This is a genomic window from Neptunomonas sp. CHC150 (assembly GCF_030397555.1).
Lineage (GTDB): Bacteria > Pseudomonadota > Gammaproteobacteria > Pseudomonadales > Balneatricaceae > Neptunomonas > Neptunomonas phycophila.
Genome location: NZ_JAPNXU010000002.1, coordinates 77,356 through 90,828 on the forward strand (window position 1 = coordinate 77,356; position 13,473 = coordinate 90,828).

The window sequence follows — 13,473 nt, forward strand, 5'->3', positions numbered from 1 at the left end:
GGTATTATTGGAGGCATTCGTTTTAAGGAGATTGTTGGGTGCATATTCATATATTGGGAATCTGCGGTACCTTCATGGGGTCATTAGCATTATTAGCGCGCGAATTGGGTTATAAAGTGACCGGTTCCGATGCTAACGTGTATCCACCGATGAGTACGCAGTTAGAAGCTCAAGGCATTGAGCTAATGGAAGGCTATCAGGCTGAGCACCTGCAACCGGCTCCTGATTTAGTCGTGGTGGGAAATGCCATGTCTCGTGGTAATCCGGCCGTTGAGTATGTGCTAGATCAAGGCTTGCATTATGTGTCTGGCCCACAGTGGTTATGCGAGCATGTTTTACAAGATAAGTGGGTACTAGCAATCGCGGGGACGCACGGTAAAACCACGACAACCTCTATGCTCACTTGGATACTAGAGTATGCAGGTATGGAGCCAGGTTATCTGATTGGTGGCGTACCCAAAAATTTTGAAGTGTCAGCGCGTCTAGGCGGATCTCCGTTTTTTGTCATCGAGGCAGATGAATACGATACGGCTTTCTTTGATAAACGATCAAAGTTTGTTCACTATCGTCCGCGGACAGTGGTTTTGAATAACCTTGAGTATGATCACGCTGATATTTTTCCTGATTTGGCGGCCATACAGCGCCAATTTCATCATCTGATACGTACTATTCCTGCCAATGGGCAGATCATTTTATCGGACGCTGAGCCTGCGTTGGATGACGTATTGTCCATGGGGTGTTGGTCGCCAGTTGTTAAAGCATCCTTAGACCCATCTTCTAAGCAAACCGATACGCCTTGGCATGTGGAGCTGGTGGCTGAAGACGGCAGTGCATTCAATATTTACCTTGAAGGAGAGCTTCAAGGTTGTGTACGTTGGGGGCAAACAGGCCAGCACAGCGTGTCAAACGGATTAATGGCTATTATTGCCGCACGCCATGTTGGTGTTTTGCCAAAGCATGCTATTGATGCTCTTTGTCAATTTGGTGGCGTGAAACGTCGTATGGAAAAAATTGGTGAAGTGGCGGGCGTGACGGTTTATGACGATTTTGCCCATCACCCAACAGCCATTGAAACTACGCTTGCAGGCTTACGCGCGAGTGTGGGTAAACAGCCGATTGTTGCTGTGATTGAACCTCGCTCTAATACGATGCGTTTGGGGGCTCATCGCGCACTTTTGGCTGAGTCGGCCGCCATCGCTGATCAGGTTATTTGGTATCAACCTGCAGGTATGGGGTGGTCATTAGACGATGTGATAGAAGGGCATCCCCACCAACACGTCTGTGAATCCATAGATTCAATTGTTCAGCAGTGCACCGGCCTACCTTCGGGTACTCAAGTAGTGGTTATGAGTAATGGTGGCTTTGCCGGTATTCATCAGAAGATACTGAATGCGCTGGCTAATTAGTGTGGTCTTTAAATAATTAATAGGTACGATGTGAGCGATTTTAAACAGCGAGTAACGCTAGCAATCACGGGGGCGTCGGGTGTTCAGTATGCGATACGCCTGTTGCAATGTTTAGTGGCTGCCGAGGTGCAGGTGTTTGTGATGATTTCGCAAGCCGCTAAAGTGGTTACTGCGACCGAAACTACCTTGCAGCTCCCTGGAGGTAGTACAGAGCAAGAGCGCTTTTTTACGCAGTTGCTGAGTGCCAAACCAAACCAAATTAAGGTGTTCTCACGAGAGCAGTGGATGGCGCCTGTCGCTTCAGGTTCAGGCGCGCCTTCAACTATGGTGGTTTGTCCATGCAGCACGGGTAGCTTATCGGCTATCGCGACAGGGGCAAGTAACAACCTTATTGAGCGTGCGGCTGATGTCGCGTTAAAGGAGCGCCGGCAGTTAATCTTGGTCCCCCGCGAGGCCCCTTATTCTGAGATTCATCTAGAGAATATGCTGAAACTTACCCGCATGGGGGCTGTAATATTGCCTGCTAGCCCCGGCTTTTATCATCAACCTAAGTGCATTGAAGATCTGGTCGATTTTGTGGTTGCACGGATCCTGTCGCAAATAGGGATTGAGCAAACCCTGATGCCGCGTTGGGGCGAATCTCTAATCTCATCATCTGATTAATATGTACATACCTTGTCGTACGCAAAGTGTCATGCAGGGTGAGTAATATACTGGCTGTACTAACGGAGCAATTTTAATGGCTAAAATTCTGGCACTTGATACGTCAACAGACGCTTGTTCTGTTGCCTTGAGTCTGGATGGCGAAATCCATGAGGATTTTCGTGTAATACCGCGTCAACATACTAAAGAGCTGTTACCCATGATAGATGCATTGTTGAAGGCGTCTTCTATAACAGTGAATGATCTTGATGCAATTGCCTTTGGGCGTGGTCCTGGTTCGTTTGCGGGTATTCGTATTGCGACAGGGGTGGCGCAAGGCCTTGCTTTTGGTGCAGGGATTGCATTGCTTCCGGTATCCACTTTGGCGGCGTTGGCCTTAGCTCAGCACCGCAAAGGCTACCCACAGGTTGTTTCTGTATTGGATGCGCGCATGAATGAAGTTTATTGGGGCGCTTATCAGGAGGTCGATGGATTGCCTCAATTGATTGGGGAGGAACGAGTGGATGCTCCTGCCAATGTGCGTTTACCCCACGCTAAAAGTCTCGCTGACGCTTCATCATGGTTAGGGGCAGGGTCGGGCTGGTGCTACAAAGAAGATATGTCATCTGAATTGACAGATGCTGTCACCCAGATTGAGAAAGACGTGTACCCCAGTGCTGCGGATATGGTGCGTATAGCTGTCGCTGATTGGAAGCAGGGAAAAGCGGTAGCGCCTGAAGAGGCGTTGCCAGTGTACTTACGCGATGATGTCGCATGGAAAAAGAAGGATCAACAATAGATGGATTGGTTTCAGACGGTCGTATTGGCATTAATTCAAGGCTTAACGGAGTTTTTGCCGATATCAAGCTCAGCTCACCTTATTCTGCCGTCTCAACTGCTGGGTTGGGAAGATCAAGGGTTGGCATTTGATGTGGGTGTTCATGTGGGCACATTAGCCGCGGTTGTCTTTTATTTCCGTCAGGATATTTGGTCGATGATTAAGGCTTTTTTTGCTTCATTTAAGGGCGAAAATTCGGCTGATGGGCGTATCGCTTGGTTTGTTATTTTTGCCACGGTGCCGGCGCTAATTTTTGGCTTTTTAATTAATGACTGGATTGATGCGTATGGGCGCTCCATTTTAGTGATCGCCGGTACAACGCTGATTTTTGGTGCGCTTCTGTGGTATGCCGACAGCACACGTACCGAAGTGGAACCACTTGAAAATATCACGTTTAAGCAAGCTATGTGGATTGGTATTGCGCAAGCCGTTGCGATTATCCCAGGGACGTCTCGCTCGGGTATAACGATGACCGCCGCATTAATGTTGGGCTTTACTCGTCAGGCCGCTGCTCGTTTTTCTTTCCTGTTATCAATCCCTATCATTATGGCAGCGGGTAGCTACAAAGGTCTGGAATTGTGGCAAACGGGAACAACAGCGCAATGGGAATATGTGTTGGGGGGCGTTGTTTTATCAGCGATTAGCGCACTTACCTGTATTTACTTGTTTTTAAAATGGCTGAACCAAATTGGTATGTTACCGTTTGTTATTTACCGCTTCGCTCTAGGTGTGTTGCTCTTAGGCGTTTACTTTTTTGCTTGAATTGAATCGCTCCCCCACGCTGCTTTTATCAGAGCTGTGGGGGAGGGCGCAGCTAATTCTTATTATTAACTAATAAGAAGAGTTAGGCGTGCTTTCGGGGTTGATATCACCATCAACTTCGTCGGGATCAACATCGTTTATCAGTAGGGTTTCTCGGACGGCTTCAATATGGTCTAGGACTTTTTGATAACGATCCCCGTATTCGTACTTGGTAACCTCGATTGCTTTGGGCATATAACTAAACGCAATTTTTAGTGCTATTAACGCGCTTTCGTTCATTTTTTCGCTCATAGTTACCTCATCATTGGCCCATTGGGCGTCTTCGTTGTATGGCGTGATATTTTCTGGCCACTATCATACCTATTTTTGTTAAATCTGGGGGTAAATGGCTAAGGCAAAAGCCTTAAATTGCTTTTTTTGCTATCGTATATTCAATTTTTTCTAATGTATAAGGCCTAGTATATGGGTGATGAGTTCAGTGGCCAGCCAGTGGTGGCTGCGGTAGATTCCGTGTTACAGAAAACAGCCCAAGAATTAGCTAGCGCATTGCAGTTAACGTATGTTGGTGTGGTCAGTGATGTTAAACAAGCCGTTGACCCATTGTTATTATGGGTTACGTTTGAGGGCTTTAAATTACAACAAACGGGCAAGAAAGCTCCGGGCCCTGTGTGGGCGGATTTTGTAACAGGCGCTGTGGCGCATCGGCGCAAATTTGGTGGCGGCAGCGGACAGATGATTGCAAAGGCTGTGGGTATCAAAGGTGGGGTGCGCCCAACCGTCTTAGATGCGACAGCAGGCTTAGGCAAGGATAGCTTTGTGCTAGCTACGCTAGGGTGTGAAGTGACGATGACAGAGCGTTCGCCAGTCGTTCACGCACTGTTGGCGGATGGTTTGGCGCGCGCCCTGCAAGATGAAGAAGTTGCTGATATTGCTCAGCGTATGTCGCTGCAGCAGGCCAATGCGATCGAGTACATAACACAGATGAATCAGGCCCAAAGGCCTCAGGTTATCTATCTGGATCCTATGTTTCCTCATACGGACAAAACAGCTTTAGTAAAGAAGGAGATGCGGATCTTTCGCGATGTGGTGGGCGACGATCACGATGCTTCGGGCTTACTAGAAGCGGCCATTGAAAAGGCTATTGCCCGTGTGGTTGTGAAGCGGCCACGTAAATCCCCCACTATTAATGAACGAAAGCCGAGTTATCAGTTAGAAGGTAAATCGAGTCGTTACGATATTTACGCACTGAGCAAACTGGCTTAAGCATTTGTTAAAGCCTATAGCGCCAACAGCGTGTGGTGTTTATAGAAACGAGCTACGTAATTTGGTAGTAGCTCGTAATTTGATAGTAGCTCGTAATTTGATCGTGTTGAATGCCTCATTCTCCTTTATTAACGGTAAGCGTTAATAGCGGTGTAGTTCCCGTTCTACTAACGTCACTAAGCTGCTTGATAGGAACTGGCGCGCGCGGCGAATAAATGCCTTACTGTCATCATGCAGCATGACTATATCATCGGCTTTTGTGAGTACTTCTTGTTCGAAAAGTTGGTCAATGAAAAGCTGCAACATTTTAGCATCACTATACTCGGGTGAATGAAAACCAAAGTGGTGATGTATGCTAAGCGCAATACGTTGGCTTTCACTAATCAAGTCATCAGTTGATAGCCCTGTGTCCGTCAATAGCCTAAATACAATAAAATAACGAATCAGAATAGGTTCTGCAGTACGGATCAATACCCGGTTAATATGCGAATCGACCACTTTAAGGTGCGTGTCTTCGCGAGTCAGCAATTGGTTTTCTTCGAGTCCAATACGTAGCTCCCTAAACGCAGGTGTGGTCTGATTTTGTTTCCACGGTAAGAACAATTCTGCCCGTAGGTAGGGGTAAAGAGTTTGTAACAGCCGCGGCATGTTTTGTGGCGTAGGCTTTTCGTAACGTTTAACGAGCATTACATAACAACCAGCAAGGACGGTTAACGAATGTAATTGGTTGCGGTAAAAACTCATTTCTCGCGCTTGGGCTTCATTTAGGCTAATGATGTGCTGGTCAGCTGTTAATTGATTGCGCTCAACGGCTAAATCAATCCATTCATTAATATCGCCTTGCGCTAGTTGGCGTGGCGCATTGGGTAGTTTACGAAGCACACAGATAAGCTGCTCAATACTTGCTATGAGCCGTGAGCGCGGTAGTGATAGTTTTGATTCTGTTAAAAGCACGGTAGCAATCAGTGCGGTTTGGTTAGCGTACAAAGCACTGTTGATATGCTGCAAAACTTGGAAACCAAGCGTATCGATTTGGGGGCGAATGGCGTTGGTTGTATCAATTGCTTGCTCTAGCAGGATGGGGTCCCCAAAACTCAGCGCTGCTTCGCCAAATTTGTGACTAAACTTGCGTAAGGTTTTAATGGCACCAAGGAAAGATTCACCACTTTTTTCAGCACCATCGAGTTCACGTTGGTAAGTATCGCTTTCCACTAATTTGTCGTAACTAATCCATACGGGTACTAACGCTACGGGCTTGTCAGGTGACTTTGCAAAATTTTCAATTGTCATCGATAACAGGCCTGTTTTAGCTGGCAGTAATCTGCCTGTTCGGCTTCGGCCTCCCTCAATGAAGTATTCTAGCGAGTGCCCTCTGTTGGCCATGTAGGCAAGGTATTCTTTGAACAAATGCGGGTATAAATCACTCCCTTTAAAACGGCGTCGCATAAAAATGGCACCACCGCGTTTTAAAATACTGCCTAACACCGGGACGTTTAAATTTTCGCCAGCGGCCACATGAGGAATCATAAGGCCGTGTTTATATAAAGCCCAAGACAGCATGAGGTAGTCCATATGGCTTTTATGGCAGGGGAGGTACACAAGCTGGTGGTTAGCTGCGCAGGCTTGCAGTTGTTCCGTGCCTTGAATATGCACTCGGTTGTAAACTTTTCGCCATAAAAAGCTTAACAGAGGCTCTAGAACTTTGGCGGTAGAAGGGCTTAGATTAGCCGCTATGCCATCGAGCTTGCGTCGTGCTTGGTTTTCTACTTCGTCAACGAGCTGTCCAGTGTTGGTGGCTATTAGAGCGATTTGTTGACGTATTTGTGGCGCATTAATCACGGTGTTGAGCATGGTTTCGCGGCCTGAGAGTTCTGGGCCTCTAATGGCTATACGTCTTTTAGTAAAGTGAGCGTCTAATGCTTGCTGTATTTGGTGGGCAATCACGCCTGCAGGCTGATGCGGGTGTCGGTGTATTTCATCTTTAAGCGATAAAGGTTGGTCGAGTTGTAACAAGGTTTGCCGACCATTGAGCAAAATCTGAAAGCAATGGCCTATTAGGCTGTTTTCACGTTGCAACCAGCGATTTAAGCGTTGTAGCGGTGTTAGGTTAATCCGCTCGGGAAGGCGACCATGGTAAATCGATACCGGTATTAACTGGATATCAGGCGCCATAGGATCAAAACTGAGTTTCTCAACTTGTGATTCTAGGCGTTTGAGTAAGCTCGGTAAGTCATGTAAGGATAAAATACGCGCGTTAGGCACTTTATTTGAGTTGAGCTTCAAATGTTTGCGCAGCAGTAAACGATGCGAAGGCCTGCCCGATTGCAAAATATAAAGGCGTTGTTTATCCGGCTGCAATAATGCGGCCCCTTGGACGTTAGTTTTTATCCACAGGTGAATGGCTAACTTTCTGATATTCTTAACCAAATGCATAATGGTTAACCTGCTTAATAGTGCGGTGGTGGCGGCTCATCTGATGGAAGGTCTTGCCGAGTATCCACTTTTTTGAGTTGGTCATTCAAGAGAGTGATAGCTCGGCGCAGATCAATAATTATACGATCTTGCTCGGCAATCACATCGCTAAGTTTGTCGAGTGTATCTTCTTGAAAAGCTACGCGCATTTCTAAATCCGAAATACGTTGTTCTTGATCATTTTCTGGCATTTTAATGGCCGTATCGCTGTTTATATCAGCCTTTAGTTTACAGTAAAAAGCTCATTTATGGGTAAGCTATTGAATAGTTGAGTATTATTCTGTATATCTGAGCGGTTGTTGCCTAAGCTTTGAAGGTGGCGTCTTTTATAATAGTAATTATCATGACAAGAGATATATATAAATATGAGCGGTAACTTAATTATTCGTATAGTAGCTAGTGCTGTTGCAGCATTGTTGATTCCAGTTTTGCTTAAGGCGGTTGCTGGAGTAGAAATCGGGCTAACGCCATTGGTGTTAGGTGTGTGTTTTGTAATTGTTTTAATCAGTCAACTGGTTGGTTGTCTTGGTGGGAAAAGTGCCGGTGCAGTGTCTGCTGCTGAGCATTTTGACGACGAAGAAGATGACATTGACTATGAAAATGATGACCGTGAACTGGGCACAGTAAAATGGTTTAACGTGTCAAAAGGGTTTGGTTTTATTACCCGCGAAAACGGCGATGATGTATTTGTTCACTTCCGTAACATCCGTGGTCGTGGGCATCGTTCGTTAAGTGAAGGTCAGCGTGTTCGTTTTAATGCACGTGAAAGTGATAAAGGCTTACAGGCCGAAGACGTATCAATTGTTCGTAGCTAATCGTTAGCTAAAGCATTGTTACAAGAGCGGAAGTCATTTATGGCTTCCGCTTTTTTTATGCCTGTTGAATGCAGTAGTGCTATTGAATTAGGTTTTCGAGGCGTTTGATAATTGTTTCTGGGGCGACATACCCATCACTGACCCTGTAATACTGGCCTTTGTCCTCATAGCGAAGGGCGGGAAATCCTTGAGCGCCCAAAGCGTGAGCAAATTCGATATTTTCTTCTAGAGTGCGTTGGGCTTCTTGGCTGGTTAACGCTGCACTAAAATCCTCTTTATTAACACCTATGGATACGGCCAAGGCGATCAGAGTGCTGTTATCGGAAGGGTTCTTCGCATCTTGATAATAGGCCTGCTGTATTGCCTGCGTCATTAAAGCGGCTCCATTATCGAGCAGTTGTGCGGCTATGTTGACGGCACGACAGGCGGGGTATGTGCTTCTGCGCGGCGCACATGTATCCCAGAACTCTGTATTAAATGAAACACCGGTACGAGCTTCAATTTGCTGCCAGACTGAACGCAGGTGGTTTTGCATTTCCATTGGCATAGGTTCATCTGAGTCCGGTGCTAAACCACCAGTAATGTATTGGATATCCAGTTGAGGCCACTTTTCTCTAATAGCATTAATGCTCGGGTGGAAGCCGTAACACCAACTGCACATAGGGTCCATAATGTAAAAGAGTGTCATTAAAATAGCTCCGTCTGCGATGTATTGTTTAACCACGTATGTGATGGGAGTTGAAGGCTCGGCACTTGCGGGCATAAAGCTTTCAGTTGTTCATTAAAATACTGCGCCAGTTGAGGCGCGGCTTGGTTGTCGGGAGTGTGAAAAAATAAATAAGGTTTTTTCCCTTCGTGAATCCACCCAGCCACTTTTTTTATCCAAGGAGCTAAATAGTCATAGCCTAATTCGATATCTAAAGGTGTAATGAAACGAATAAAAGGGCTGTTACCTGTGGCGATAACGTGCACTGGCATACGAGGTTTCGCTCGAAAAGCTTCCTGAGTAACAGGGTCATTTTTGGGGTGGGCAAAAAGTGCGCGAGTATCAAAGCTGACACGATTAACGCCATGCTGCATCAATATTTGATTAAAGCGCTTTTCATTATCGGCTTTATCAAAAAAACCGAGATTCCTGACTTCTATACCATATTCGAAGTCTGGCGCTAAGTTGCTAAAGAAGCGTGAAAGCCGTTCGAGATGTTCAGGGCTGAATTGATTATTCATCTGCAACCAAAGTACTCCCGTTTTATCACCTAGGGGCGCAATTCGGTTAAGAAATTCAGTGACTTGCCGATCACATTGGTAGAGTGCTGAATGATGAGTAATGCTTTGCGGAAATTTAAAGCAAAAAGCAAAGGGGGAGTGGGCTCTTTTTGCCCAGTCATCAATACTTTTTGTGGATGGTAGTCCGTAAAAGCTACTGTTTCCTTCTACACTGGTAAAAGCCTTAGAATAAAGAGCAAGCGCTAAGGATGAAGAGTCTGCTGTTGTATACCATGCGGGATGGTGCCATTGGGCAAGTCCTAAGTAATAAGGTGTGTGCTGATTAATCGTCATGGTCACTATGGTGCCGATTGATACGTCGAGACACAAGTCATTGAGCTGCGTTAAAGCGGAGTAAAGTTTTAAATGGATATCGCTTCTTTAGTTGGCATTATTTCAGGATTGGTCTTAATTGTATCCGCTATATTTATTGGCGGCAGTGCAGATATTTTTGTCAATGTGCCTGGCTTAATGATCGTCATTGGCGGCACGATGGCAGCAACCTTGTTGACGGTTCAATTTAAAGATGTAACCAATGCCTTTAAAGGAGCCTACATCGTCTTTACACGGGACAACACCAACCCCATTGAGATGATAGATACTATGATTAAGTTGAGTAAAATCAGCCATCGTCATGGGCTACTAAAATTAGGTGATGTAAAGACAGATTCTGCTGTGCTCAAGCGTGCCTGTAATTTGTTGTCTGAGGCAGCTTCTGAGCAAGTGATTCGTAACACATTGCAAAATGAAATTGATTCCCTGCTGGCTAGGCATTTTGCGGTGCAAGACGTCTTTAGGAAAATGGGTACCTATGCTCCTGCGTTTGGGATGTTGGGAACGTTGATAGGGTTGATCCAAATGTTAAGTGAGTTAGACAACCCCGATAAGCTTGGCCCAGCTATGGCTGTTGCGTTGTTAACCACGTTTTACGGATCTGTAATGGCGACTATGATGTTTTTACCTATAGCCGGTAAGCTCAAGGCCCGCACGGTACTTGAGGTGACTAATTTAGAAATTATTCGCGAGGGCAGTATCAGCATATTGACCAATGATCATTATGCACATGTATATGAGCAGTTATCTTCGTATTTGCCAGAGCGCGAACGTAAACCTATCAATAGTGATAAAGCAGCTCCGGCAAAAGGTAAAACAAAATGACGATGAACCGGCTAGTGACAGAAGAGTCTGATCAAGGCTTTTTGACGACCTATGCTGATTTGATGACGCTGTTGTTGGTTTTCTTTGTACTCTTATTCTCGATGTCGTCACTTGAAAAAGTTGAATTTTCTAACATGGCACGTGCATTCCAAAAAGCCCTAGGTGATGATGGCGGTAGTATTATTCCATTACCGGAGGAGCTGAAAGCCCCCACTATCACCCCTCCTGATACCTTAGAAACTGAAAATCCCAGTGAAATGGTGCCGTCAGATTTGATTGTTTCAGAACCTGAAAAGCCAATAGCTCCTGAGTTACCCGAAAACACTGATCTGCAAGATCAAATGTACATCAGCAATAGCTTAAAAGATGTTTTTGCATCCATGGGGGTGCAAGATGACTTAACGGTTACTGACCCTAAAGATGGGAAAATACGAATAAAAGTGAATGGCTCAGTTGCGTTTGAATCAGGAGATACGGCGTTTAAGCGTGGAATGATGCCAATCATGGATAGCGTAATTGAGATTTTAGAAAAGTACCCTGAATATCACGTAGACATTCAAGGTCATACTGACAACGTGCCCATCAACACTCCTCAGTTTCCTACGAATTGGGAACTATCTGCTGTACGTGCAACAACCGTATTACGCTATTTTATGCGCGGAGGAATTCAGCCAGCTCGGGTTACTGCCACCGGATATGGTGATTCAATGCCGTTGGCTTCCAACAGCACACTGGATGGCCAAGCAGAAAATAGGCGTATAGAGTTTGTACTAGAAAAGGTGGAGGAGCCATGAAGCCTAAAATCGAAATCGATATTGATGAAGATGCAAAGCGCCGCAATTTCAGGGTAACGCCTCATGCTGATGATGCTGTTGAGCTAAAAATTGCCGGTATTAGTATGGAAATTATCAATATTTCAGCTCACGGTATTGCGTTTTTGTTCCCCGGTGATGCCAAGAAAGAAATCTACCCAATACAGCTCGCATTTACGACAGACAGGGATTATTTAATAGAATGTGATCTGCGCTTAATTCGTAAACAAAAACCAGAATATGCCGGTGAGTTCGAGAATGCCAGTGAGCGAGACATTAGCCGGATAACGTCGCTTATAGTGGAATGCCAGAAAAAGGAAATCCGCCGTGCTAATAGACCGGATGACGATGGCGAGCCTCAAGCCACGGGTGATGTTGATAAATAGTGCTTGCGTATCGCTAAAAGTCTCTGTAGTATTCGCACCAAGTTGATGCGGGATGGAGCAGTCTGGTAGCTCGTCGGGCTCATAACCCGAAGGTCATAGGTTCAAATCCTGTTCCCGCTACCACTTCAAAATAGCCTAACTAAGCGTCTGAGAAATCAGTCATTTAGTTAGGCTTTTTTGTGTCTAAAGGTAGGGTGCTAGTTAGAGTCAACTGGCGGTTAGAGCTTAGGCATGAACGCTTTAGGAATAACAGCTCCCTTATGTTGTATTACGGTTGATGCAAGCTTATGACCCGATGCGGCGGCATCGGCGGCGGTTCCTTGTAATAAGCGTGTCTTTAAAAATCCAGCGTTAAATGAGTCACCAGCGGCATTCGTATCGACTATGTTGTCTACTTTTAACGCAGGTACTTCTGATACGTTGCCTTCCACTACCACGAAGCAATTGTCGGCGCCACGCTTGATGATCACTTCTCGTACATTGGCGTTAAGCGATCTTTCAATGCAAGCATCGATTGCATGCTCGCCGTATATTTCTATCTCATCATCAAATGTAAGCAGGGCGGTATCTGTCACTTGTAGCGCGCGATTATACCAATAAATCGCTTCCTCCTTTGATGGCCACAATTGTTTGCGAAAGTTGTTATCAAAGAAGACTTTGCCGCCATGTGCCTTATAGCTGCTCAAAAAGGTGAGGAGTGTTTCCCTATCTTGCTCTGACAAGATAGCTAATGAAATTCCGCTTAAATACAGTGCATCAAAGTGCATGAGTTGTTGCAACAAAGAAGGGGTTTCTTTTTGACAAAATAAATAACGGGCCGCTGAGTCATTACGCCAATAGTAAAAGCTTCTTTCACCGGTATGATCGATTTCGATGTAATAAATGCCAGGGCATTTGTCGATTAAGCGCATGACCAAATCGGTATTAATGCCTTCTTGGCGCCAGCTTTCAATCATTGAATGGCTAAAAGGGTCCATACCCAATGCAGTGACATAGTGGACTTGAATATCGTGCTGGGCTGTAAGTCGTGATAGATATACAGCGGTGTTTAGCGTATCTCCACCATAAGACTGTTTTATATCACCTTCTTTGGTTTGTAGTTCAACCATGCACTCGCCGATGCAGGCAATAGTTAATGTTGTCATAAGTTACCTATAGCCAATTTAGTCAAGAAGAAAGTCTTCACGTAATGGAGAGAAAACGTCCAGTAATATGCTGTTGTCTTCGAGCGCGACAGCCCCGTGAATAAAGTGTTTATGGGCAATGTAAGCGTCACCCGCTTTGAGGATTTGTTTTTGTCCGTTAACTTCTGCTTCGAAACTGCCTGCGACGACATAACCGATTTGATCGTGTATTTCATGGGCATGAGGTGTGCCGATAGCTCCTTTTTCGAAGCACACATGGACGGCCATTAAACTGTCGGTATAACCGACAATCTTACGTTTAATACCGCCGCCCAAATCATCCCAAGTATGTTGTTGTGAATTAAAAAAAGGGCTCACATCTAGCCTCCGTCGTTTTCTTTCGCTTAAGTATTATGCAGCTAATGAGATTGATTTCTGTATTAGTGCAATTAGTCAGTAGCTGTGGATAGTTTGTTAACATTGGTTAGCCCTTCTTCTTATCCAAAAAAGAGCCAGTGAGAGGCTCACT

Annotated in this window: 16 protein-coding genes and 1 tRNA gene; 10 read left to right on the forward strand and 7 right to left on the reverse strand. The window is 45.4% G+C overall.

Annotation, left to right across the window (positions count from 1 at the left end):
* The first annotated feature begins 38 nt into the window (after window positions 1–38).
* The 4 genes from mpl to OW491_RS02060 all read left to right on the forward strand — a co-directional run bounded on the left by mpl (window position 39) and on the right by OW491_RS02060 (window position 3,648).
* Window positions 39–1,406, forward strand: a complete 1,368-nt coding sequence (gene mpl / locus OW491_RS02045; RefSeq protein ID WP_290034490.1) for a UDP-N-acetylmuramate:L-alanyl-gamma-D-glutamyl-meso-diaminopimelate ligase — start codon at window positions 39–41, stop codon at window positions 1,404–1,406.
* Between the two features lie 30 nt (window positions 1,407–1,436).
* Entirely contained in the window at window positions 1,437–2,069 is a 633-nt protein-coding gene (locus tag OW491_RS02050; protein WP_178969193.1) for a flavin prenyltransferase UbiX, read from the forward strand.
* A 76-nt stretch (window positions 2,070–2,145) separates the two neighbouring features.
* Entirely contained in the window at window positions 2,146–2,847 is a 702-nt protein-coding gene (gene tsaB, locus OW491_RS02055) for a tRNA (adenosine(37)-N6)-threonylcarbamoyltransferase complex dimerization subunit type 1 TsaB (RefSeq protein WP_290034491.1), read from the forward strand.
* Complete coding sequence (locus OW491_RS02060) at window positions 2,848–3,648, forward strand: undecaprenyl-diphosphate phosphatase (protein WP_075172968.1); 801 nt, start codon at window positions 2,848–2,850, stop codon at window positions 3,646–3,648. It begins immediately after the preceding gene.
* Between the two features lie 69 nt (window positions 3,649–3,717).
* Here the strand turns inward: OW491_RS02060 and OW491_RS02065 are convergent, their stop codons facing one another.
* Window positions 3,718–3,939, reverse strand: coding sequence for a penicillin-binding protein (locus tag OW491_RS02065; protein ID WP_075178552.1), 222 nt, complete (start codon window positions 3,937–3,939; stop codon window positions 3,718–3,720).
* A gap of 171 nt (window positions 3,940–4,110) precedes the next feature.
* Between OW491_RS02065 and OW491_RS02070 the strand changes: the two genes are divergently transcribed.
* Window positions 4,111–4,911: a class I SAM-dependent methyltransferase gene (locus tag OW491_RS02070; RefSeq protein WP_075172966.1), complete on the forward strand. Its 801-nt coding sequence runs from the start codon at window positions 4,111–4,113 to the stop codon at window positions 4,909–4,911.
* A 141-nt stretch (window positions 4,912–5,052) separates the two neighbouring features.
* On the opposite strand, the gene OW491_RS02075 is transcribed toward OW491_RS02070, so the two are convergent.
* Together OW491_RS02075 and OW491_RS02080 are read right to left on the reverse strand one after the other, a co-directional pair.
* On the reverse strand, window positions 5,053–7,344 hold the full coding sequence (locus OW491_RS02075; RefSeq protein WP_290034492.1) for a 1-acyl-sn-glycerol-3-phosphate acyltransferase: 2,292 nt from the start codon (window positions 7,342–7,344) through the stop codon (window positions 5,053–5,055).
* A gap of 14 nt (window positions 7,345–7,358) precedes the next feature.
* Complete coding sequence (locus tag OW491_RS02080) at window positions 7,359–7,574, reverse strand: SlyX family protein (protein WP_075178551.1); 216 nt, start codon at window positions 7,572–7,574, stop codon at window positions 7,359–7,361.
* Between the two features lie 174 nt (window positions 7,575–7,748).
* On the opposite strand from OW491_RS02080, the gene OW491_RS02085 reads away from it, so the two are divergent.
* Window positions 7,749–8,198, forward strand: a complete 450-nt coding sequence (locus OW491_RS02085) for a cold shock domain-containing protein (RefSeq protein WP_075172963.1) — start codon at window positions 7,749–7,751, stop codon at window positions 8,196–8,198.
* 79 nt (window positions 8,199–8,277) lie between these two features.
* On the opposite strand, the gene OW491_RS02090 is transcribed toward OW491_RS02085, so the two are convergent.
* Both OW491_RS02090 and OW491_RS02095 read right to left on the reverse strand, forming a co-directional pair.
* Complete coding sequence (locus OW491_RS02090) at window positions 8,278–8,886, reverse strand: DsbA family protein (RefSeq protein ID WP_290034493.1); 609 nt, start codon at window positions 8,884–8,886, stop codon at window positions 8,278–8,280.
* Window positions 8,886–9,758 (reverse strand): DUF72 domain-containing protein, encoded by an 873-nt coding sequence (locus OW491_RS02095; RefSeq protein ID WP_290034494.1) that lies wholly within the window; start codon window positions 9,756–9,758, stop codon window positions 8,886–8,888. The genes OW491_RS02090 and OW491_RS02095 overlap by 1 nt, the downstream gene beginning before the upstream one ends.
* A 72-nt stretch (window positions 9,759–9,830) precedes the next feature.
* Between OW491_RS02095 and OW491_RS02100 the strand changes: the two genes are divergently transcribed.
* The 4 genes from OW491_RS02100 to OW491_RS02115 all read left to right on the forward strand — a co-directional run bounded on the left by OW491_RS02100 (window position 9,831) and on the right by OW491_RS02115 (window position 11,943).
* Window positions 9,831–10,622 carry a MotA/TolQ/ExbB proton channel family protein gene (locus OW491_RS02100; RefSeq protein ID WP_075172960.1) on the forward strand — a complete coding sequence of 264 codons (792 nt, stop codon included), beginning with the start codon at window positions 9,831–9,833 and terminating at the stop codon, window positions 10,620–10,622.
* Window positions 10,619–11,416, forward strand: coding sequence for an OmpA family protein (locus tag OW491_RS02105; protein WP_075178547.1), 798 nt, complete (start codon window positions 10,619–10,621; stop codon window positions 11,414–11,416). The genes OW491_RS02100 and OW491_RS02105 overlap by 4 nt, the downstream gene beginning before the upstream one ends.
* Window positions 11,413–11,820: a PilZ domain-containing protein gene (locus OW491_RS02110; RefSeq protein ID WP_277252108.1), complete on the forward strand. Its 408-nt coding sequence runs from the start codon at window positions 11,413–11,415 to the stop codon at window positions 11,818–11,820. Before OW491_RS02105 ends, OW491_RS02110 begins: the two co-directional genes overlap by 4 nt.
* Window positions 11,821–11,866: 46 nt before the next feature.
* Window positions 11,867–11,943, forward strand: a tRNA-Met gene (locus OW491_RS02115).
* 95 nt (window positions 11,944–12,038) lie between these two features.
* On the opposite strand, the gene OW491_RS02120 is transcribed toward OW491_RS02115, so the two are convergent.
* Together OW491_RS02120 and OW491_RS02125 are read right to left on the reverse strand one after the other, a co-directional pair.
* Window positions 12,039–12,965, reverse strand: coding sequence for a sugar kinase (locus OW491_RS02120; protein ID WP_290034495.1), 927 nt, complete (start codon window positions 12,963–12,965; stop codon window positions 12,039–12,041).
* A gap of 18 nt (window positions 12,966–12,983) precedes the next feature.
* Window positions 12,984–13,322, reverse strand: a complete 339-nt coding sequence (locus tag OW491_RS02125) for a cupin domain-containing protein (protein WP_075178545.1) — start codon at window positions 13,320–13,322, stop codon at window positions 12,984–12,986.
* Window positions 13,323–13,473 lie beyond the last annotated feature (151 nt).

What these genes read in the sequence shown, in the direction of transcription:
- OW491_RS02095 (WP_290034494.1), bottom strand. Translation starts at nt 9,758, where the DNA reads ATGACGATTAATCAGCACACACCTTATTACTTAGGACTTGCCCAATGG.
- tsaB (WP_290034491.1), top strand. Translation starts at nt 2,146, where the DNA reads ATGGCTAAAATTCTGGCACTTGATACGTCAACAGACGCTTGTTCTGTT.
- OW491_RS02120 (WP_290034495.1), bottom strand. Translation starts at nt 12,965, where the DNA reads ATGACAACATTAACTATTGCCTGCATCGGCGAGTGCATGGTTGAACTA.
- OW491_RS02100 (WP_075172960.1), top strand. Translation starts at nt 9,831, where the DNA reads ATGGATATCGCTTCTTTAGTTGGCATTATTTCAGGATTGGTCTTAATT.
- OW491_RS02075 (WP_290034492.1), bottom strand. Translation starts at nt 7,344, where the DNA reads ATGCATTTGGTTAAGAATATCAGAAAGTTAGCCATTCACCTGTGGATA.
- OW491_RS02105 (WP_075178547.1), top strand. Translation starts at nt 10,619, where the DNA reads ATGACGATGAACCGGCTAGTGACAGAAGAGTCTGATCAAGGCTTTTTG.
- OW491_RS02080 (WP_075178551.1), bottom strand. Translation starts at nt 7,574, where the DNA reads ATGCCAGAAAATGATCAAGAACAACGTATTTCGGATTTAGAAATGCGC.
- OW491_RS02060 (WP_075172968.1), top strand. Translation starts at nt 2,848, where the DNA reads ATGGATTGGTTTCAGACGGTCGTATTGGCATTAATTCAAGGCTTAACG.
- OW491_RS02085 (WP_075172963.1), top strand. Translation starts at nt 7,749, where the DNA reads ATGAGCGGTAACTTAATTATTCGTATAGTAGCTAGTGCTGTTGCAGCA.
- OW491_RS02070 (WP_075172966.1), top strand. Translation starts at nt 4,111, where the DNA reads ATGGGTGATGAGTTCAGTGGCCAGCCAGTGGTGGCTGCGGTAGATTCC.
- OW491_RS02065 (WP_075178552.1), bottom strand. Translation starts at nt 3,939, where the DNA reads ATGAGCGAAAAAATGAACGAAAGCGCGTTAATAGCACTAAAAATTGCG.
- OW491_RS02110 (WP_277252108.1), top strand. Translation starts at nt 11,413, where the DNA reads ATGAAGCCTAAAATCGAAATCGATATTGATGAAGATGCAAAGCGCCGC.
- OW491_RS02090 (WP_290034493.1), bottom strand. Translation starts at nt 8,886, where the DNA reads ATGACACTCTTTTACATTATGGACCCTATGTGCAGTTGGTGTTACGGC.